18 protein-coding genes and 2 pseudogenes are annotated in these 18,154 nt (G+C 67.5%); 8 read left to right on the top strand and 12 right to left on the bottom strand.

Features of this window, described 5'->3' with window-relative positions; translation table 11 throughout:
* Positions 1-211: 211 nt before the first annotated feature.
* The 6 genes and pseudogenes from hemC to ACQPYK_RS48965 form a co-directional block, all read right to left on the bottom strand.
* Positions 212-1,198 (bottom strand): hydroxymethylbilane synthase, encoded by a 987-nt coding sequence (gene hemC / locus ACQPYK_RS48990; protein WP_433259718.1) that lies wholly within the window; start codon positions 1,196-1,198, stop codon positions 212-214.
* Positions 1,199-1,401: 203 nt separating this feature from the next.
* Complete coding sequence (locus ACQPYK_RS48985; protein ID WP_433259716.1) at positions 1,402-1,698, bottom strand: hypothetical protein; 297 nt, start codon at positions 1,696-1,698, stop codon at positions 1,402-1,404.
* A 3-nt stretch (positions 1,699-1,701) separates the two neighbouring features.
* On the bottom strand, positions 1,702-2,094 hold the full coding sequence (locus ACQPYK_RS48980) for a class I SAM-dependent methyltransferase (protein WP_433259714.1): 393 nt from the start codon (positions 2,092-2,094) through the stop codon (positions 1,702-1,704).
* 9 nt (positions 2,095-2,103) lie between these two features.
* The gene (locus tag ACQPYK_RS48975) at positions 2,104-2,382 is read right to left on the bottom strand and encodes a hypothetical protein (protein ID WP_433259712.1); all 279 of its coding nucleotides are present in this window, start codon (positions 2,380-2,382) and stop codon (positions 2,104-2,106) included.
* 47 nt (positions 2,383-2,429) lie between these two features.
* Positions 2,430-2,663 (bottom strand): annotated as a pseudogene (locus ACQPYK_RS48970) (AAA family ATPase); the annotation flags it as partial.
* Positions 2,664-2,676: 13 nt separating this feature from the next.
* On the bottom strand, positions 2,677-4,011 hold the full coding sequence (locus ACQPYK_RS48965) for an MFS transporter (RefSeq protein ID WP_433259710.1): 1,335 nt from the start codon (positions 4,009-4,011) through the stop codon (positions 2,677-2,679).
* Between the two features lie 1,314 nt (positions 4,012-5,325).
* On the opposite strand from ACQPYK_RS48965, the gene ACQPYK_RS48960 reads away from it, so the two are divergent.
* Entirely contained in the window at positions 5,326-7,227 is a 1,902-nt protein-coding gene (locus ACQPYK_RS48960; protein ID WP_433259708.1) for a tyrosine-type recombinase/integrase, read from the top strand.
* A 32-nt stretch (positions 7,228-7,259) separates the two neighbouring features.
* Positions 7,260-7,997, top strand: a pseudogene (locus tag ACQPYK_RS48955) (Tn3 family transposase); the annotation flags it as partial.
* Between the two features lie 14 nt (positions 7,998-8,011).
* Here ACQPYK_RS48955 and ACQPYK_RS48950 read toward each other — a convergent pair.
* Positions 8,012-8,407 carry an ASCH domain-containing protein gene (locus tag ACQPYK_RS48950; RefSeq protein ID WP_433257414.1) on the bottom strand — a complete coding sequence of 132 codons (396 nt, stop codon included), beginning with the start codon at positions 8,405-8,407 and terminating at the stop codon, positions 8,012-8,014.
* 106 nt (positions 8,408-8,513) lie between these two features.
* Positions 8,514-9,239, bottom strand: a complete 726-nt coding sequence (locus tag ACQPYK_RS48945) for a TetR/AcrR family transcriptional regulator (protein ID WP_433259706.1) — start codon at positions 9,237-9,239, stop codon at positions 8,514-8,516.
* Positions 9,240-9,316: 77 nt separating this feature from the next.
* Here ACQPYK_RS48945 and ACQPYK_RS48940 point away from each other — a divergent pair, with 77 nt between their 5' ends.
* Positions 9,317-10,459, top strand: coding sequence for an FAD-dependent oxidoreductase (locus ACQPYK_RS48940; RefSeq protein ID WP_433257418.1), 1,143 nt, complete (start codon positions 9,317-9,319; stop codon positions 10,457-10,459).
* Here the strand turns inward: ACQPYK_RS48940 and ACQPYK_RS48935 are convergent.
* Positions 10,366-10,965 (bottom strand): hypothetical protein, encoded by a 600-nt coding sequence (locus ACQPYK_RS48935; RefSeq protein ID WP_433259705.1) that lies wholly within the window; start codon positions 10,963-10,965, stop codon positions 10,366-10,368. The two genes, ACQPYK_RS48940 and ACQPYK_RS48935, sit on opposite strands and share 94 nt — an antisense overlap.
* Before the next feature lie 27 nt (positions 10,966-10,992).
* Positions 10,993-11,301, bottom strand: a complete 309-nt coding sequence (locus tag ACQPYK_RS48930; RefSeq protein WP_433259704.1) for a hypothetical protein — start codon at positions 11,299-11,301, stop codon at positions 10,993-10,995.
* A 236-nt stretch (positions 11,302-11,537) separates the two neighbouring features.
* Between ACQPYK_RS48930 and ACQPYK_RS48925 the strand changes: the two genes are divergently transcribed.
* The 5 genes from ACQPYK_RS48925 to ACQPYK_RS48905 all read left to right on the top strand — a co-directional run bounded on the left by ACQPYK_RS48925 (position 11,538) and on the right by ACQPYK_RS48905 (position 15,679).
* Positions 11,538-12,089: an HAD domain-containing protein gene (locus ACQPYK_RS48925; protein WP_433259702.1), complete on the top strand. Its 552-nt coding sequence runs from the start codon at positions 11,538-11,540 to the stop codon at positions 12,087-12,089.
* A 158-nt stretch (positions 12,090-12,247) separates the two neighbouring features.
* The gene (locus ACQPYK_RS48920) at positions 12,248-12,505 is read left to right on the top strand and encodes a recombinase (protein ID WP_433259701.1); all 258 of its coding nucleotides are present in this window, start codon (positions 12,248-12,250) and stop codon (positions 12,503-12,505) included.
* Complete coding sequence (locus tag ACQPYK_RS48915; protein WP_433259699.1) at positions 12,502-12,687, top strand: hypothetical protein; 186 nt, start codon at positions 12,502-12,504, stop codon at positions 12,685-12,687. Before ACQPYK_RS48920 ends, ACQPYK_RS48915 begins: the two co-directional genes overlap by 4 nt.
* A gap of 299 nt (positions 12,688-12,986) precedes the next feature.
* Positions 12,987-14,363: an AlbA family DNA-binding domain-containing protein gene (locus ACQPYK_RS48910; protein WP_433259697.1), complete on the top strand. Its 1,377-nt coding sequence runs from the start codon at positions 12,987-12,989 to the stop codon at positions 14,361-14,363.
* Between the two features lie 80 nt (positions 14,364-14,443).
* Positions 14,444-15,679: an IS701 family transposase gene (locus ACQPYK_RS48905; RefSeq protein WP_433241018.1), complete on the top strand. Its 1,236-nt coding sequence runs from the start codon at positions 14,444-14,446 to the stop codon at positions 15,677-15,679.
* Between the two features lie 219 nt (positions 15,680-15,898).
* On the opposite strand, the gene ACQPYK_RS48900 is transcribed toward ACQPYK_RS48905, so the two are convergent.
* Both ACQPYK_RS48900 and ACQPYK_RS48895 read right to left on the bottom strand, forming a co-directional pair.
* Positions 15,899-16,447, bottom strand: coding sequence for a GNAT family N-acetyltransferase (locus ACQPYK_RS48900; RefSeq protein ID WP_433259695.1), 549 nt, complete (start codon positions 16,445-16,447; stop codon positions 15,899-15,901).
* Between the two features lie 10 nt (positions 16,448-16,457).
* On the bottom strand, positions 16,458-17,954 hold the full coding sequence (locus ACQPYK_RS48895) for a hypothetical protein (RefSeq protein WP_433259693.1): 1,497 nt from the start codon (positions 17,952-17,954) through the stop codon (positions 16,458-16,460).
* Positions 17,955-18,154 lie beyond the last annotated feature (200 nt).

Raw genomic sequence — 18,154 nt, 5'->3', positions numbered from 1 at the left:
ACCGCCGCCAGCTACGCGTGCTCATCATCGGCGCCGGCGCGCGCCTGCCACCTCGCCCATGGTGCGCCATCCGGGGCGGCTCACCAGCACGGCAGGAACACATGCCGTGGGGTGGCGGCAATCGGCTGATGCCATCGGGACCTAGCGGGGACGACGGCGGCGGCGAGCCGCTCAGCGTGCTGATGCCAGGGCACGGGTTTCTCCTCGCCGATCACTGATGGGTAGCGGCGATCAGCTGGCCGGCGCCCTGCTGGAGCAGGTCGGCGGCGACGCGGGAGCCGAGCGCGGCGGGGTCGGACGCATCGCCACAGGCATGGGCGTGAACAAACCGAGAGCCGTCGAGGTTGAACACCATCCCGTACAGGCTCATCCGCCCGTCCCCAGTGGGGCAGGCGTGCCCGGCGATGGGGGAGTTGCAGTGGCCGCGCAGCAGGCGCAGCATGGTCCGCTCGGCCAGGACGTGTCCGGCGGTCGCGGGGTGGTCCAGATGCTGCAGGAGCTGCATGACGGGAAGGTCAGTGTCGCGGGCTTGGAGGGCGATGACGCCGGCGCCCACGGGCGGGACCATGGACACGACGCCTTCGCCCGCGGGGTGAAACTCTGCGGGCAAGACCTCGTGATGGCGATCCAAAAGGCCGAGGCGGCTCAGGCTGGTGCGGGCCAGGATCAGTGCCGCGTACCGGCCGTCCTCATCGAGTTTGTCCAGGCGGGTGTCGACGTTGCCGCGGATACGTTCGATGCGCAGGTCGGGCCGGTGGATGGACAGCTGCGCGCGGCGCCGTACGGAGCTGGTGCCGATGCGCGAGGCGGCGGGCAGGTCGGCCAGGGGCACACCGTCGCGGGTGATGACGACGTCGCGGACGTCGTCGCGCGGCAGGTAAGCGCCGAACGCGGTGCCTTCCGCCAGGGGCACGTCGCCAGGGATGTCTTTCAGGCAGTGAACGGCCAGATCGATCTGGGCGCAGATCAGAGCGTGGTCGATCTCTTTGCTGAAGGCGACTTTGCCGCCGATATCGGTGAGGGCGCCGGGCCACCGATCGGCGCCGACGGTGATCGGCACGACCTGGGTCGACACACCGGGCAGGAGCTCGGTGATCAGCGTGACGACGTGATCGGTTTGGGCTCTGGCCATGGTGGAGGTTCGGGTGCCGATCCGCAGCGGAGTCTCGGCGCAGCGGGTCAAGAGGGTGTCGGTCAACGAGTTCACGGTGATGGGCTCTTTCCGGACAGTACGGCTACGCGGTCAGGTTGGGGTGCCGCGGCGGGCGAACCCGCATGGAACCTGGTGTTTTCTCGGTGGTCTCGGCGCGGCGGGCCGGTACGGGCGAACGCCTCCATCAGGTCTGTGGCTGGTGTGTCGGAATCCACCACGATCTCCTCTGCCCGGGTTCTGCTGAGTGGCTAGGCGATGGCCTCGACGATGAGGGTGCTGACGTGGTCGGGTTCAGGGGCAGGCTCAACGCGGGCGTGGACGTCATCGAAGTCGTGCTCGCGCAGCAGATCGGCCCAGGTGCCGGGTTCGTAGGCCCACCGATACGCCCACAACTGCCAGCCGGCGAACCCGTTGCCGTAGCTGCCCGGGACCGCGGGAGCATGCGCGAAGACGAACCTGCCACCTGCAGCGAGCCGCTCCCGCACCAACGGCAGCAGCCGAACGGGATCGGTGAACCAGCACGCTCCCCAGATCGAGTAGATCACCTCCTACCGCTGGTCGGCGGCGGCGAGGTAGTCCAGAACGTCGGCCTGGGCGAACCGGGCGCCGGGCAGGTGACTCCACCGGGTGCGGGCCTGCGCGCAGTGGTCGGGGGAGAAGTCAACGCCGGTCGCCCGCACCTCGCGGCTGGCCAGCGCGGCGACCGCGTTACCGCGACCGGAGCCGAGCTCCAGAGCGGTGGCGGGATGTCCGAGGATCTCCATCCCGGTGCCGTGGCCGGCGTACTGGGTCCAGCCGACGGCGCCGCGCAATGCGTCGGCGGGGGTTTCCTCGGGCACCCGCTGGGCGTGGTGATCCCAGTAGGCGGCGTAGTCGGTGAAGGTGGGCATGCAGACCTTGCGGACGGGTGAGACGACGGCCAGGGGCATGCTCTCCGGCATGCCGGGTGCTCATCGGGATTGGCCGCTGACGATCTGCTCACCGGCGGCCAGTCCGCTCTCCCGCAGGATCTGCTGCACGGTCGTCTCCAGCGGGCTGTCCTGCCCGATGATCGTCTCGTCGCCTTCGGGCAGCAGGTCGCGTTCCCGGTACCACTGGCGCATCTGCTCGCCGCTGAACTGTGAGCGCTGGGGCCGGGTGGTGTGTCGGCGCAGGGTCTCGGCCAGGGGAATGTCCAGGTAGAAGAAGGATGCCGGCCCGGGGTGGTCGCGGCGCAGCGCGGCCAGCATCGGCGCGTACCGGTCCGCGTACAGGTTCTCTTGGTGATCACCACGTGGTAGCCGCGCTCCAGGCAGTGGCGGGTGATGGTGTCGATGAGCTCGATGTTCGCCCCGCCCGGCACATCGCGCTCCCGGAGGATGTCGCGCCGGACGGCGTCCTGGCTGACCACGGCCAGATCCCGGTCGCGGGCGGCCTGCAGGACTCGGGCGATGCTGGTCTTGCCGGAGCCGGAGTTGCCGCGCAGCACGATCAGGTGGGCAGAACCCGGGAAGTCGTATCCGGTGCGCATCGGGTCAGCCTAGTCAAGCCCCGTCCGGGATGGTCGGTGAATCCGCTGGTGGCAGGTGCCGAGCGCCGGATGCTGGGGTGTTTTGTGCATACAGGTCGGGAAGCTGTCGCTCCAGCGCGGACGTCTGACAGGTCGAAAGCTGCCGGACCTCCGTGACGAAGATCGATACGGCGGCGGCTGCGATGACGATGGCGGTGCACGCCCACAGGACCGGCTGGATACCGAACGCCTCGGCGGACGGTCCGGCCAGGGCGTAGAACACTGGCACCAGCAGCGTGCCGACCAGCGCGGTGATGGACAGGACCCGGCTGAGGTATTCATCGGGGACGTGCTCTTGCATATAGGAAGTCCAGGCAATGAGCTGCATAGTGCCGCCGGCACCGGTGAACGCGCCGGCGACGGCGATCAGCGGTAGCGGCCAGCCGGCGGCCATCGCGACCAACAGCAGCGCCTCGACGAGCGCGGCTCCGCAGACGATGAGACCGACCCTGGCCGGGCGCAGTAGCAGAGAGGCTACCGATCCGGCGGCGAGGCCGACGCCGATGGCGGAGTTGACCACTCCCCAGCCCATGGCCCCGTCCAGGTAGCGGTCGGCGTAGACGGGGCCGAGCACGCTGACGCCGGCCGCCCAGCAGCCCGCCGTCAGCGCTCCTTGGACGGTGAGCACCCATAGCCAGCGGCGGCAGGTGAAGGCCGACCAGCCCGCAGCGAGGTCGGCGACGACCCCCTGCCGAGGACGCGGACGAGAGATGGGTGGGAGCCGTAGGGTCAAGAAGATCACGGCGGAGACGCCGAAGCTGAGGGCATCGAAGGCCAGCACCCACCCCGGCCCGATTCCCGCGATGACGAGCCCAGCCAGGGCAGGTCCGCCGATCGCGATGCCGTTGCCCGCCAGCTGCAGTAGCGCGTTGGCGTGGGCCAGCATGGGGCCGTCGACGAGCTGCGGCAACAACCCCTTCATCGCGGGCTGGAAGAAGGCACCCGCGGCCCCGGTCAGCAACGCTAGCCCGGCAAGCATTTCGGTGTCGGCCGTGCCGGTGAGGATCGCGGCGGCGGTGGCTGCCTGGGTGAGGCCGCTGACGACCTGGCAGGTAATAATGATCACCTGTCGGGGAAACCGGTCGGCGGCGACGCCCGCCACGGGCATGACCAGCAGGAAGATCACGGGACCGGCAACCAGGACGAGGCTCAAATCCGCCGGACCGCCCCCGGCCTGGAGCACGGCGAAAGCCAGGCCCAGTGGAGCCACGGTCGTCCCGGTGACGGAGGAGAACCGGGCCAGAAAGTACCACCGATAGCGGGAGTTGCTGCCAAGCAGCTCAAAGGCTCCGGTCAGGCGTTCGCGCATGCACTCTCCAATGCGTCAGGAGGATGCTCAGCCGCCGACGGAGTGGCGACGAGGCATGGAGCAGGCCGATCAGCCCGCCTGCCGAGGATGCGTTCGTGTGGACCCGAGACCCCGGGGCCGCACGGTGTCCGGGACGGTGGTCAGCGGCGTTGGATGACCTTCAGGTCCCCCAGCGTCAACTCCTGGCTTCCTCCGGCGTCCTCGCTGCGAACCCACGAGAGGATCCGCGGGTCCAGGCCGTCGGACGGACGTGGGCGGCGGTGTCTCGTCCGTCCGAGTCGGCCAACTGCTGGAGGTAGGCGGCGAACGCGGCGCTACCCTCGGCGCCAGAGCCAGGTCCGGCGCCGTAGCCACGCCCTTCCACCTGCGGCAGGAACGACAACACGCCAGCGGCGGTCCGTACCAGAACAGGCCGCCGCGGTCGATGACCACGCAGCCGAGGACGTCGCCGGGGCGCAGGCCCAGCGGCGTGTACGTGGTATAGGTCCAGCGGTCGTTAACGCCACCGACACCACGGAAATGCTCGCCGACAACGGGCAGGCCGAACTCCGGGTCATGCCAGGTGCGACGGCAGACGCAGCCCAGCCCGGACACCGCCGAGGGGCTGTCTTTGTCCTCGTCCACGCACGGGTGAAACAACGTGGGGATCTTCTGGTTGTCCACGAGCGTGGTGTGCAACGGGTTCGGCTCACACCGCTCAAGCCTGCTCAGCCACTCCCGCACGTACGGGGTCTCCCCTTCGATGGAGACCGTGGCGTTCCACGCGGCGCCCGCGGCACCGTTCCGAGGCTCGATGCGGAGGACGAAGTGGGCAAACCCCTTGCCGGGGTCGGTGAGGTTCAGGTCCGGATGCGGGTAGCTCAACGGTTGTCTCTCCCTGGTGTGGTGGGGGCTTTGGCCGATCGGTTGGTCATCTGGCCGAATAGTGGTCGGTGCCGTCTATGCGGGGTGGTGAAGCTGTCGCAGGTGAACACCAGCAGCGGTCCAGCGGTGGTCGGGCCGGGAGTGTGGGTGATGCCGCCAATCTTGCGGGCGTCATCAGATGGAAGCCGAGCCGATGGACGGACATGTGTCCAAGCGTTGCCCAACGGGGCGGGGCCTGTCCGGGTTTTGGGACGCCTGGCGGGATGCCCTCCCTGTGGAGGGGACGTGGGGATGGTGAGGGCTCCTTCTTCTCCTGAGGTGAAGATGCCCCCGACATCCCACCAACATCGGCCAGGAACGGTACGGCTGCGCGCTGCTCCCGGCCGATGCCGTCACCTGCGCCGAACAGGTAACGGCACTTCAGACCGGCGGGAGGGCTGCCCCGAGCCGTTGGCGGAGCGGGTCGGCCGGCTGGCAGGGGAGCTGAGCCATCAGCCGTCCTACCCGTTGTCATACCGGGCCCGCCCCTACCTGGTCTACCTGGTGCTGCAGGGCTACGCCACGCTCGACTACCCCTACACCCTCGCCGCCGGGCACCTGAAGGTGGCGGACACCGCCACGGCACTGGGCAGGGACATGGGCGTCGACGCTCTGGTGAAGGAGGCCATCGCGCTCGGCTTCCACCCAAAGACGGCGCAGCAGTCGATGATCTGGGCCATTGCCCGTATCGCGGCGCGCACCGGCATCCTGCATGCCGATGGGTTCACCGAGGACCACATCAACGAAGCCCTGGAGGCCGTCCGGCTGTTCAGCGAACGTGATGACTTGCGCTTGTTCTACCCCGACGTCCGGCAATACCGCGACAACGCCCAGAAGTCATGGGTCACCCGCCTGCACCAGCTCCACGTGGTTCTATTCCACCGCGGCCAGGTCCCCACCGGGCCCCGCAAGCGGATGCCCGGCCGCAAGCCGCCATGGCCGCTACCGCCCCGGATGCAGGCGGTCGCCGAGAAGTGGCTGGCCGCCCGGCGGTTGACCGACGCACCGTCCACCGTCGAAGGGCTGGAACTCGCGGTGCGCGGCTTCGGCGACTGGATCACCGAGAACTACCCCGGCATTGTCTCCTGGACTGAGGTGACCCGGGACCACTGCCTGGAATGGATCCAGTTCTTGGCCGACACTCCGTCCAAAGCGACCGGGAAGCTGCTGAGTGCGAAAACCCGTGTGGGGCGGATCTCCGCGTTGTCGCAGTTGTTCCAGGAGACGGTGGCCTGGCAGTACGACGACGTTCCCGGACGCGCGCTCATCACCGTCGGTGACGCGCCCAAAGTGCCACAGCGAGTGCCACGGTTCATCCCCGACCATGAACTCGACCAGCTGATGCCGATCATTGAGGCGATTTCCTGCCCATTCCAGCGCGCCGCGCTGCTGGCCGTCCGCTGGTCCGGGGCCCGCCGCGATGAGATCCGCCGGCTCCCGCTCGACTGCCTGGACCGCTACCCAGACGGGACGCCTCGGCTGCGGATCCCGGCCGGCAAGACCTACAAGGAACGGATGGTCCCGATCCACCAGGACGCCGCTGCCGCCCTCCAGACGCTCATCGACATGCGCAAGCAGTGCCACGACCGGCCCCTCCCCAACGAACGCGCCGGCGAGCAGATTCGCTACCTGTTCCTGCACCACGGCATCCTGCTGTCGTCCACCTACCTGTTCGAGCAGCCGCTCCAAGCGGTCAGCAAGGCCGCCGGGATGGTCGGCCCGACCGGCTGGAACGGCAAACAACGCGGCACCGTCTCGGCGCACAGATTCCGGCACACCGTCGGAACCCAGCTCGCCGAACGCGGCGCGAAACTCCACACGATCATGAAGGTGCTCGGCCACTCTTCGGTCTCCATGGCACTGGTCTATGTCCAGGTCAGCGACCAGGAGGTGCTGCGCGACTACAAGTCCGTGCTCGAACCCGGCGCTATCATCGCCGACCCCGCCGCCGACGAGCTGAAGTCCGGAACCCTGCCCGCCGAGGCCGTCGACTGGCTCAAGAGCAACTTCCTCAAGACTGAACTCGAACTCGGCCACTGCCTGCGCCTACCCGCCGAAGGCCCCTGCGAGTGTGACCTCTATCTGACCTGCGCCAAGTTCGTCACCACTCCCGACTACGCGCCACGGCTCCGCGCCCGGCTGGAGGTCGAACAGCAGCTCGTCCAGGACGCCGATGACCGCGGCTGGACTCGCGAAGTCGAACGGCACAACGCCATCGCCAGACGACTCCAAAGCCTGCTCACCGACCTCGTTCCCGACCACACCCACACCGGCGCCCCTGCCAACCAGGACCCCACCGAGCCCGCATCCTGAGCTGGGAGCCGCTTGACAGTGTCCATATAAACTCGGACATGGTGTTTGGGATCTTCTCTATGTTCGGCTACCGGTTCGCGCCCCGCTTCGCCGACCTGGGCGACCAGCGGTTCTGGCGCGCTGACGTCCCCGGCAGCGACGCCCCGAGCGGCTACGGGCCGCTGGAGGCGCTGGCCCGCAACAAGATCAACCGGAAGAAGATCCACACGCAGTGGTCGGACATGGTGAGGGTCGCCGGGTCGCTGGTGACCAACCAGGTCCGCGCCTACGACCTGTTGCGCATGTTCTCCCGCAACGGCAACCCGACCCCGCTCGGGCAGGCGTTCGCCGAGTACGGCCGCATCGACAAGACGCTGCACCTGCTCGGCGTCCTCGACCCGATCGACGACACCTACCACCGGCGCCTGAACAAGCAGCTCACCGTGCAGGAGTCCCGGCACCGGCTCGCCCGGAAGGTCTGTCACGGCGGAGGCGGGCAGATCCGCCAGCCCTACCGCGAGGGCCAGGAGGATCAGCTGGCCGCGCTCGGCCTGGTCGTCAACGCCGTCGCGCTGTGGAACAGCCGCTACCTGTCAGCCGCCGTCGACCAGCTCCGGGCCCAGGGCGTCCCGGTCAAAGACGAGGACGTCGCCCGGCTCAGTCCGCTCGGCCACGCCCACATCAACTTCCTGGGCCGCTACGCCATCACCGCCTCCGCTCCCATCCAGGGCCTCCGCGACCTCGGGGAGATCCCCGACCTTTCCGACGGAGCGGGCCGAGACTGGGTCTGAACGGCACACCGAGGCTAAACGTTGCGGGTGAGGCGGTTTGTGGAGGGGGCGCCAGCCAGCTCGATCTCGATGGCCAGGACGCCGAGGGCTTCCTTCTCCGGTCCGTAGATGTGGCGGATGTTGGCGAGCTGCTGGTCGCAGGGGCTGGCGGGATTGACGCGCTCGGGGCCTTCGGTGTCGAGCATCTCCTCGAACGAGCTGTAGCGGGCGACGCGCTTGACGCGGGTGAGAACGTCGTCGCGGCCGCAGACAAAGCGGATGTGGTCGCCAGCGGTGAGGTTGCGCAGGGTGGGGTAGCAGACGCGGACCTCGATGGTCTTGGTGCCGCTGGCGATCAGGTCGAAGTAGCGGCGGTAGAGGTTCATCTCCCGGGCGCGCACGCCCGGCTTGGTCGTCGGGCGTGCGGTCATGATCCTGTCCAGTTCTGCGGTGGTGTAGGAGCGGGAGAGGTGCTTGGGTCGGTGAGCATCCGGCCGACCAGCCAGACCATGGCGTCGATGAGGTGCACGCCGCAGGTCAACCGGATGCGGGCCGCAGATTGTTCATGAGCAGGCCGAGGGTGAACTCGAAGCGGTCGTGTCCGGTGCCGGAGATCAGCTCGGCGGCATGGCGTCGAGTCTGCGGGAATTTCTCGGCCGGCAGTGCGGTGAAGCGGTCTAGCAACTCCTCGTGGCTGAGCACCCATTCCTGATCATGGTGCTGGCGCCGTTGCTGGACCAGCGACTGCTCCAGTGCGTAGGCGCTGACGTAGAGGGACAGCGCGTCGCGGGCCCATCCGGCCGTCCTCGGTTCGATGCCGCCCGCGAGCAGGATCGCCAGGATTCCTTCGCCGACCCGCAGCGTTTCCAGGTTGGTCGACGCCGTGGCCAGCGCGGCGCGCGAGACTCCAGGGTATTTCAGGTAGAGGTCGCGGATCTGCGTGTACACCCCGAGCAGTTGCTCGCGCCAGGCAGCCGGGTCCGGTTCGGGGAGCACGACCTCGGCGTAGAGCCTGCCGATCAGCAGGTCGTCGATGTCGTCTTTGTTGACGATGTGCGCGTACAGCGACGACGGGCCGGTGCCGAGCACGGCGGCGACCCGGCGGATGGTCAGCGCGTCATACCCCTCGGTGGCGACGACTTCCAGGGCGGCGTCGGTGATCCGTTCGACGGTGATCGGCTTCTTGCGTGGTGCCGACGCGGCGGCCTCCGCTGCGGGTTGGGCGTGGCGAGCTGCACGGCGTTGGCGGGGATCGGCGGACATACCGGCCACTATAGCTTGACACGATCTAAGTTCGTTGAATAGAACTTAGATCGTCAGAACGAACTAAGTTCGTATCGATGTCCCGGAGGTGTGTGATTCGAGTTTCCGTTGTCGGAGCCGGTTTGGGAGGCCTGGCTCTCGCACAGGGTCTACGTGGTGCTGGGATCGAGGCCGACGTGTTCGAGCGCGACCCGGGGATCGTCGCACGGTTCCAGGGCTACCGGCTCGTGCTGAACCTGATCGGTTTCCAGGCGGTGCGCGACTGCCTGCCGACGCGCTGGCACCCGCTGCTGGACGAGATCGTCATGGACGCCTCCGCCGAGCAGCTGATCCTGGACCCGCAGCTGAACGAGATCGGCAAGCTCGGCGCGGGCCGGACCGGCATCGTGGTCGACCGGCAGGTGCTGCGACACCTGTTGCTGACCGGCCTCACCGTGCACACCGATGCCGCGCTGACCGGCTACGACGTGCTGGCCGACGGCAATGTCCAAGCCCAGTTTGCCCGCCGCGACCCGGCCACCGCCGACCTGCTCGTCGGCGCGGACGGCGTCACCTCCGCAGTCCGCGGGGTGTTGTCGCCGCAGACCGCCCCGACCGACACCGGCGTCCGGTTCGTCATCGGCCGCACCCCGCTGACCGACGAGTTCGCCAGCCTGCCCAAGGCCTACGGCTCGAAGATCACGGGCGACGGCGTCAGCCTGCTGCTCGGCGCGATGCGCTTCCGTACCCCGCCGAAGCAGGCCGCCGAGCAACTGGCCCCCGAAGTCACGCTGCCCGACATCGGCGACTACGTGCGCTGGGCCATGATCCTGCCGCCGAACGGCTCGCTGGAGGACCTGACCGCGCAGGACGCCGTGCTGTCCAGGATGGGAGATTGGCACCCGGAGCTGCATGCGCTGATCGAGCAGGCCGACCCGGGCAACAGCACGCTGCTGTCCATCCGGGTGGTCAAGCCCGGTGAGCGCTGGGCGTCCGGCCCGGTCACGCTGCTCGGCGACGCGATCCATGCCACCTCCCCGACCGGCGGCAACGGCGCGAACACCGCGCTGCGCGATGCCGACCTGCTGCGCCGCTGCCTGATCGAGGCCAACAAAGGCCGCCAGGATCTGCTCAGCGCGGTCGACGACTACGAACGGCAGATGTTCGAGTACGGTGCCGAGGCCGTGCGCAGCAGTCTCGAGAAGCTGCCCGCCTTCGCCCCCGAAGCGAAACTGTCCTGAGATCGAAATTCACCTTGTGCGGACCGACCGGACCCGCCCGGTCGTTGACATACTGATCCGCGCCAGTCACCGGCCAGCGCGTCCACATCGGCACGGGCGATGCGGCGCAGCCGGACCTCGATCCCACGGTCGGAGATGACCTGGTTCAACTCGCGGTAGTGCCAGCCCAGCGATTCCGTAGCCTCGTCGAGCGACAACGACCGGTCCAGCCACGCGACCCGTTCCTCGATCACCGGCCGCACCCGCTCAGGGGTCAAGGCGTCGATGTCGGCCGGCGCGTACAGGTCGTAGCAACGGCCCTTCTTCTCGAACACGTCGGCCACGGCGAAGCGGCCCGCCTCGGCGAGAGTGCTGAGGTTGGAGGGCTCGACGATCGCGGGCACCACCTGGCGCACCGCGTCGAGCTGGTCGGGCAGCCAGCCGCGGGCGTGTCCCGGCTTGGGCAACATGCCGGCCGCCTCGGCGCGCTCGAACTGCCAGCGGGCCAGCCCGACCTCGTCGGCCACGACCAGGGGGCCGAAGTAGCTCTCGAATCAGTAGCGTCTGTCCAGGGCTTCAACAAGGCTGCGGAGCTCGCGCGCCCGCCGCCTGGTCATCGCCAGCATCACCGCTTCAAGGTGCTCGCGGGCCTGCCACGGGGCTCCGCAACAGGCCCACTCCGTGCAGCCGTCGCTCTCATAGTCCCAGAGGCGACGATTCGGCTGGTGAACGAAGCTTCTCCAGCGCACCATCGCTGACCCGATCGAGCCCGACCACAGATACTTCTTCTGACGCTCGATCCGTCGAACTTCAGCGAGCGCTGCCGAGGACAGGCCATGGATGGTCGTGATGTCGTCTTGCATCCGAGGCCGACGCGAAAGCTCGGTACGGACGCGGCCAGGCCGTCTACGCGGCATCGGCCTTTCTGGTGATCGTCATGCCAGTCATCTTCCCACCAGCGGACGCCATCCAGCCAGCGCCGAGTGCAAGGACTGAATACCGATCGACACCCGCTCTTCGCTGCTAGAGGTGGAGAGCCGCTCGTCGGACCATCTCATCGGGTGGTCGGACTGTCGGGGTGAGCCGCTATCGTGCAGCCGTGACCGGTTCCGGGCAGCGTCCACTGCTCTTCCTCGATGTCGACGGACCACTCATTCCCTTCGGCGCGGTGTCGCAGAAGTATCCGACCTATCAAGCGAGTCCCGAATCACAGGGAACCGACTCGAATCCGCTTCTGGCCAGGATCAATCCCGAGCACGGGCGCAGGTTGGCGGCGCTACCGTGCGATCTGGTCTGGGCCACGACATGGATGGCCGACGCGAACGAGTGCATCGCACCGCGGATTGGCCTGCCCCAGCTGGAGGTCGTGATCTGGCCGGAGCCATCCGACACCGATGAGCAGAACGAGTGGAACGGGCTGCACTGGAAAACCCGCGCCCTCGTCCACCGGGCAGCAGGGCGCTCATTCATCTGGGTCGATGACGAGATCACGAACACCGATCGAATCTGGGTCTCTGCACACCATCGAGGACATGCCCTGCTCCACCGTGTCGATCCCCGTCAGGGTCTCACCGACGCTGACTACGCTGCTCTCAACGAGTGGCTCCAGAGGACCACCGGGGCGCCGCCTTCGCATGGTGATGTGGCTTGAAACTGTGCCGGAAGTCAAACGGCCCGCGACACGCCGAAGACCCGGACATCGACAGATTCTTTGTGGTCACCTTCAGTTACCGGACAGGCTCTCTCGATTCCCAGAGGCCACTTCAAGATCAGTTCGGTTAAGCTTGTCTTAAATGTCCACTTTTGCGGGTGGACCCAGCTGAACGGCCCCGCCTGGAAGAGATCCGAGACAACATCATCGCCCGCCTCACCGAGGCCGAACGCGAGGGCTGGCGCGGCGAGGTCGAGAAGCATCGGATATACCTGGCCGCCGCCGAGCATAAGCTCGCTCAGCTCGATGAGCGGGCCCGTCGCGCGACCACGATCCACCTGGGCATGCCGACCTTCCCCAACATTGTCGGCCGCACCGCCACCCTCCCCACCAGCCGACCAGGAGCCCCGTCATGACCACGCTGGAGAGGGCGCTGACCCGAGCGCTCATGGAAATCGTCGTTGGGCTGGACGAGCTCTCAGACGACCACAAGCGCACCCTCGTCCAGCTGATCACTGACTGCGCCAACGAGGAAACCGACCCCGACCGGCAGCTGACGGCCTGGGAAATGCCGGAAATTCTCGGCCTCTCAGCCTGACAGGAGCCAAGATTGCCGCACACCCCGCAAGACCCCTGATGAAGGCCATGAAACCTCTCCGTCGTCACCGTCGTCGGCGTGGTGTTCGTCGTCGCGATCAACTGGGTACTCGGCCCCGACTCGCCATGGTGGCTGGAGTACGTCCATGAAGTAACTGGCCGGACAGCTAAGAAGCTCGTCGCGGTCGTCAATAAGGCGCATCGTGCTCGCCTCCGATGCTCCCCAAGACGAAGGCAAGACACTAATGGCCAGCGTTAACTAGGGTGACCCCCGCCCCCAGCAGAGGAGAAACCAAGGCCATGGCGTTGAACTTCGATACTCGCACGGCGCCCCGCAACCACGCTGAGCTCAAGAAGCTCGTGCTTGCAGTGCGTGGAGCGACCAAGGCCGACGAGACGCTCTGGCTGGAATGGAAGTCCGAGCTGGACCTCGACCCTGAAGACCCCGCTGACAAAAGCGGCCGCGCCCACATCGCGCGGGCCATCATCGGGTTCGCCAATCGCATGCCCGATGAAGCGAGCCGCTTCGTCGAAGGTTACGGATTCTTTCTGGCCGGCGTGAGCCACGAGAACATGGGTGGGGTCGAGCAGCACGACATCACGGAGCTCGTCCGCTGGATCGGGGACTACGTCGGTGAGACGATCCGCTGGCAGCCAACCTATGTGGAAGTCGAAGGCGGCGACGGGGCAGTCGCCGTCCTGGTCATCATGATCGACCCCCCGCGCTGGGGTGACCCGATCTTCTGCATGCGCAAACAGGCACCTTCGCCGAAGAAGGACAAGAGCATCCCGGAAGCGACCGTCTTCGTCCGCCGCACCGAAGGCACCACCTCCCGAGCACGCGCGACTGACCTTGACGCTCTCGGCGAACGGCTGATCCGCCGAGCACCCTCTCTCGACCTGGCGCTGAGCGTCGCCCAAGGCGAGGCCAAGCCCATCACCTGCCATGAGGACGATGTCGCGAAGGTTTTGAGCTACTTGGAGACAAGGGCCCTGGCGACCCTTCAGGAAGGCCCCGATGAGCCCCTGGCCGGCCTAGCCGTGGCCTTCGACCGTCTGAAGGAACGGCGCGAGGCGCGGTTCAGGGAGGAAGTTCAGGAGTATCTCCGAGAGTGTCGCATCGCGATCCCTGACGGGATCGCCGAAGCCGCCGCCGTCAACGTCAAGCCCCTCATCTTGCGCCTGCACAACCAGACGGACACGTTCCTGGGAAGCGTTCAAGTCCTCCTGCGCATCCATGGCAACGTTCGAGCTCTGGAACCGGAATGGCCTTCCTACGCGATCAACGAACGGTTCCCTCGGGCCCTTCCTGTTCCTCCGAGTTTCAGCCGAGGCGCCCGCTCGAGCTTTGGACCTGACGCCGTGCTCTCTCCTAATCTCTCCGGGCTGTCCAACCTGCGGTCCGCTCACGCTGGGCCACCTATCCGCATCGACAACTTCGGACCTGTCACGATCGAGCTGCCGCCCGTCGACCTCCGCTCGGGCCGTCATGCTGATCTTGCCCCCTTCGTCCTTCTCGTCGAGGAGGACGAAGGTGAAGGCATCACCGCCGAGTGGACAGCAACAGCCACCAACATGAACGGAAGCATCAGCGGTCAACTGCACATCACGTGTGCTGAGCCGCAGTCCTTCATCGAGCTGTTCGCTGCGGACCCCCGCGACAGACAAGATCGCTAACGCCTCGGCCGTCGCGCTAGTAGGACTTGGTTACCTCGGGTAGGAGACGGTATGTCCCCTGCGTTGGGGGGTGAGGGACGATGACCCCTCAAGAACTTGAGGCCGTACGAGCGCGGTTGGAGACGTTTGCCGCCGAGGTGTTCTCCTGTTTCTCCCGTGCTGATCAGCGGCGGTGGGGCGAGCGGTATGTGCGTGGGCTGCTGACCGACGGAGCGCGTAAATCGATGGAGCCGATGGCGGCCCGGCTGGGCGTGGATCGCCAGGGGCTGCAGCAGTTCCTCACCGACGCCCCCTGGTCGCATCAGCTGGTTTTGGCCGAGTTGGCCTGGCGGATGGAGGCGGCGATCAACCCGGTGGCGTGGGTGATCGATGATGTGTCCTTTGTCAAGGACGGCCAGGAGTCGCCGGGCGTGGCCGCGCAGTACTGCGGGGCGCTGGGCAAGACCGCCAACTGCCAGGTCGCCCCCAGCGTGCACCTGGTCACCGACGCCGCTTCCTGCCCGGTGAACTGGCGGCTGTTCGTGCCCGAGCAGTGGGATGCGGCCTCGCCGCGGGCAGAAGATCCGGCCGCGGTGGCGGCACGCAGACTCCGGGCCCGGATCCCCGCCGACGTCGCTCATGTGCCCAAGTGGCAACTGGTCATCGACATGATCGATGAGCTGTGCTGCTGGGGGCTGGAGGCGCCGCTGGTGGTCGCCGATGAGGGCTACGGCCAAGACGGGGCCTTCCGCCTGGGCCTGACCGAGCGCGGTATTCCCTACGTGGTAGGGGTGCGTTCCGATACCGCGCTGCTGGGCGCCGGTGCCCGCCGCACCGCCCCGGCCTATGGCGGGACCGGGCGGCGGCCGGTCCCGCGTTACCGGGACAAGCCGTGCTCGGCCCAGCAGATCGTGACCGCCGCCGGGCGGCGCGCGCTGCACACCGTGACCTGGCGGGCCGGGTCCAAGGGGCCGTTGCGTTCCCGGTTCGCCGCGCTACGGGTCCGCCCGGCGGGAGTACGGATCCGCCGCGCCCACGCCGGCCGGGAGTTGCCGGAGTGCTGGCTGCTGGCTGAATGGCCGCCAGGCGAGCCGGAGCCGACCAAGTACTGGCTGTCCACCCTGCCCGGCGACATCCCGTTGCGGCACCTGGTGAGAATGGCGAAGATCCGCTGGCGGGTCGAGCACGACTACCGCGAGTTGAAGACCGGTCTGGGCCTGGACCACTTCGAGGGCCGCACCTGGAGTGGCTGGTATCACCACGTCACCTTGGTCTCGGTCGCTCACGCGTTTTGCACCCTTGAGCGGCTCAACCCAAAAGCGCGGGCCATGGCTTGAGCACCTACCGGGTCATCGCCGAGTTGCAGCTGCTCCTGGCGTGTTGGGCCGGGGCCTGCCCCACCTGCCATCGCAGGTTGCCCAGACATGCCCAGCCCGTCCCCACCTAACCAAGCCCTACTAGGTCGGGCAGGGGAAATCCACCGTGAGCAATCACGGCAGGGCGCCTCGGTCCGACCCAACCTGACAGGCCAAGTTGGTCAGTGGGCGAGGTAGGGCTCACGCCAGCCATTCGGGCGCCAAGACGGAATGTACGACCGAGTCCCGCCATTGGTCACGGACTCGAAGGTGCCCGCGGATGCGTCCTTCTTCGATCATGCCGAGCTTGACCATCAGCCGGGCGGAGGCCTCGTTGGTGGGGCTGCGCGCCCCCCAGATGCGATACAGGCTGAGTTCGCCGAATCCAAGGCGAAGCAGGAGGCGTACGACGTCCGTACCAAGGCCTTGCCCCCATTGGTCGGCGCGTAGGGCGAACCCGATCTGCCCGCTACTCTGACCCGGATGCTGGGTGTCGATGGCCAGCCGGGCGAAGGCGATGAGGTCTCCGCCGGGCCGTACCGCGGCGAGGGAGTATTCGGTTCGCGGTACGACCCGGGCGGCTTCCATCACGGTGGAGATCGTGGCCTGCACCTGTTCGTGGGTGCGCGGCTCGAAACTCATGTGCTCAACAACCACCGGATCGCCGTAGATGGCGGCGAGCTCGTCCACGTCGTCGAGGGTGAACTCGCGCAGGCTGACGCGCGCAGAGGTGAGCGTGACGGGATGCATGCCGCCGAGACTAGCGACCCCGGGGAAGTGCGGCGCCAGCCGATAGCTGCCCGTAGACCTCGATCTGCTGCTGTAGGTTCTGCGCTGTAGCCGCGCCCTGGTAGCCAGGGGCGCGGAGCGCGGCGTGCACGCGCATGGCACTGGCGACGACGCCGCCGATGCGCTGGCCGACGGGCAGCTCCAGCACCGGGGCCAGCGCCTCGGCTGCGCCGTCCAGGTCACCCATGTTAGCTCGGGCCAAGGCCTGATCGGCGCGCGCGCCCGCCTCGTCGCTGTAGGAGCGTTCCTCCGGCCCGGCCTGGTTATAGGCAGTGATCGCCTCGCTGGCGACGCGGTCGGCTTCCTGTTCGTCACCTGGTAGCCACACGCGGGCGTCGGCGGCGTAGTAGAGCTGGCGTGCCCTTGGGAACGTCATGATGCCGCCGAGGACGTCCAGATCATCCAGCTCGACCTGTTCGCGAGCGTCGTTGGCGCGCTCGATCGCCGCGACCGCCCGCTCGCCGTCGCCCAGCACGGCCCATACTCGGGCTTCCTGCGCGGGCAGCCACACCGAGCCCGTACCCCGGATGCGAGCGGCGAACTCGCCGCCGGCTTGGGCGTAGCGGGCGGCTTCGTGCGGCCAACCGGCCCAGTAGGCGATCATCGATTGCAGGCCGCGCGTCCACGCGCGGAGCCCATCGTGGCCGGCGTTGTCGGCGCATACGAACGAGGCGCGGGCCTGAGTCATCGCCGAATGAGGGTCGCCGAGGTCGTGGGAGGCCTTGGCGAGCATGCCGGAGATGACACCGGCGAACAGATACATCTCGGCAGCCTCGGCAGGCCGCTGTCGGCCTTCGAGCAGCCGGAACGCGACGTCCTGCAGACCAATCAGGTCACCCATCAGGGTTGTCAGGGGTTGCTGCTGGTAGGCCAGCGTGAGGCGAGTGACCTCGGCGCGTAGCTGATCCAACGTCTCGGGGCCGATGTTGCTGCCTTCCGCAGCGACAGTGAACCGCAAGGCTCTACGTGCGGCCATTTCTACCTCTCTTTGCAGACTGTCGGATGCTGCCACCTGGGCCAGCGGCCGCGCTCGTGCAGTGGTTGACGATGAAATCTCCCCGGCCGGGACGGTCGGGGAAGCGGCGAAACCGGTATTGCATCGGATCAGGACGTCTCGCTCCGATGGGTCCAGCCGGTTCAAAGCCGCCGGGTCCAGCAGTCGCAAGGGGGTGGTCCCGTAGAGACTGGCCAACGCAATGATCTGCGTTGCCTGCGGCGCCCGAGACCCGGATGCCGGAAACATCTCCATCCTCGACAGCAGCGGCTGGTCGATGACCGATGTCGGCATTTGCCGGCGGTACTGGTCCACTACCTCGGGTTGGCTGAGGCCGAGTGCCATGCGAAACGCTGCCAGGCGCGAGCCTCCGCATGCGAGGCGGATCTCCTCGGCGATCTCTTCCATTTCGCGGCCTTGGCGGGCCATCTCGGCGCGTAGTCGGTTGATGTCCCTCTTGCTCCATGCACTCACCACGGGGCTCCCTGGAATGAGGCTCTGGTAGCAGATTGCCGCCGGTGACCCCGGTTGGGCAACTACGCAAATCGGACACATGTCTGCCCGGCGACATAAATATGGGCCGCCCCGCCTCAAACCAGCAGGTCAGCCGGGTGTGCGGATGCATAGAAAGCATGTCGACACGATGGGTGACTGCCTGGGCGTCGAGGGCGTTT

Source organism: Streptosporangium sp. CA-135522, assembly GCF_050949235.1.
In the GTDB taxonomy this organism is placed as follows: domain Bacteria; phylum Actinomycetota; class Actinomycetes; order Streptosporangiales; family Streptosporangiaceae; genus Streptosporangium.
Note: the sequence above shows the minus strand (reverse complement) of the source record. Positions and strands in the feature narration are given on the sequence as shown.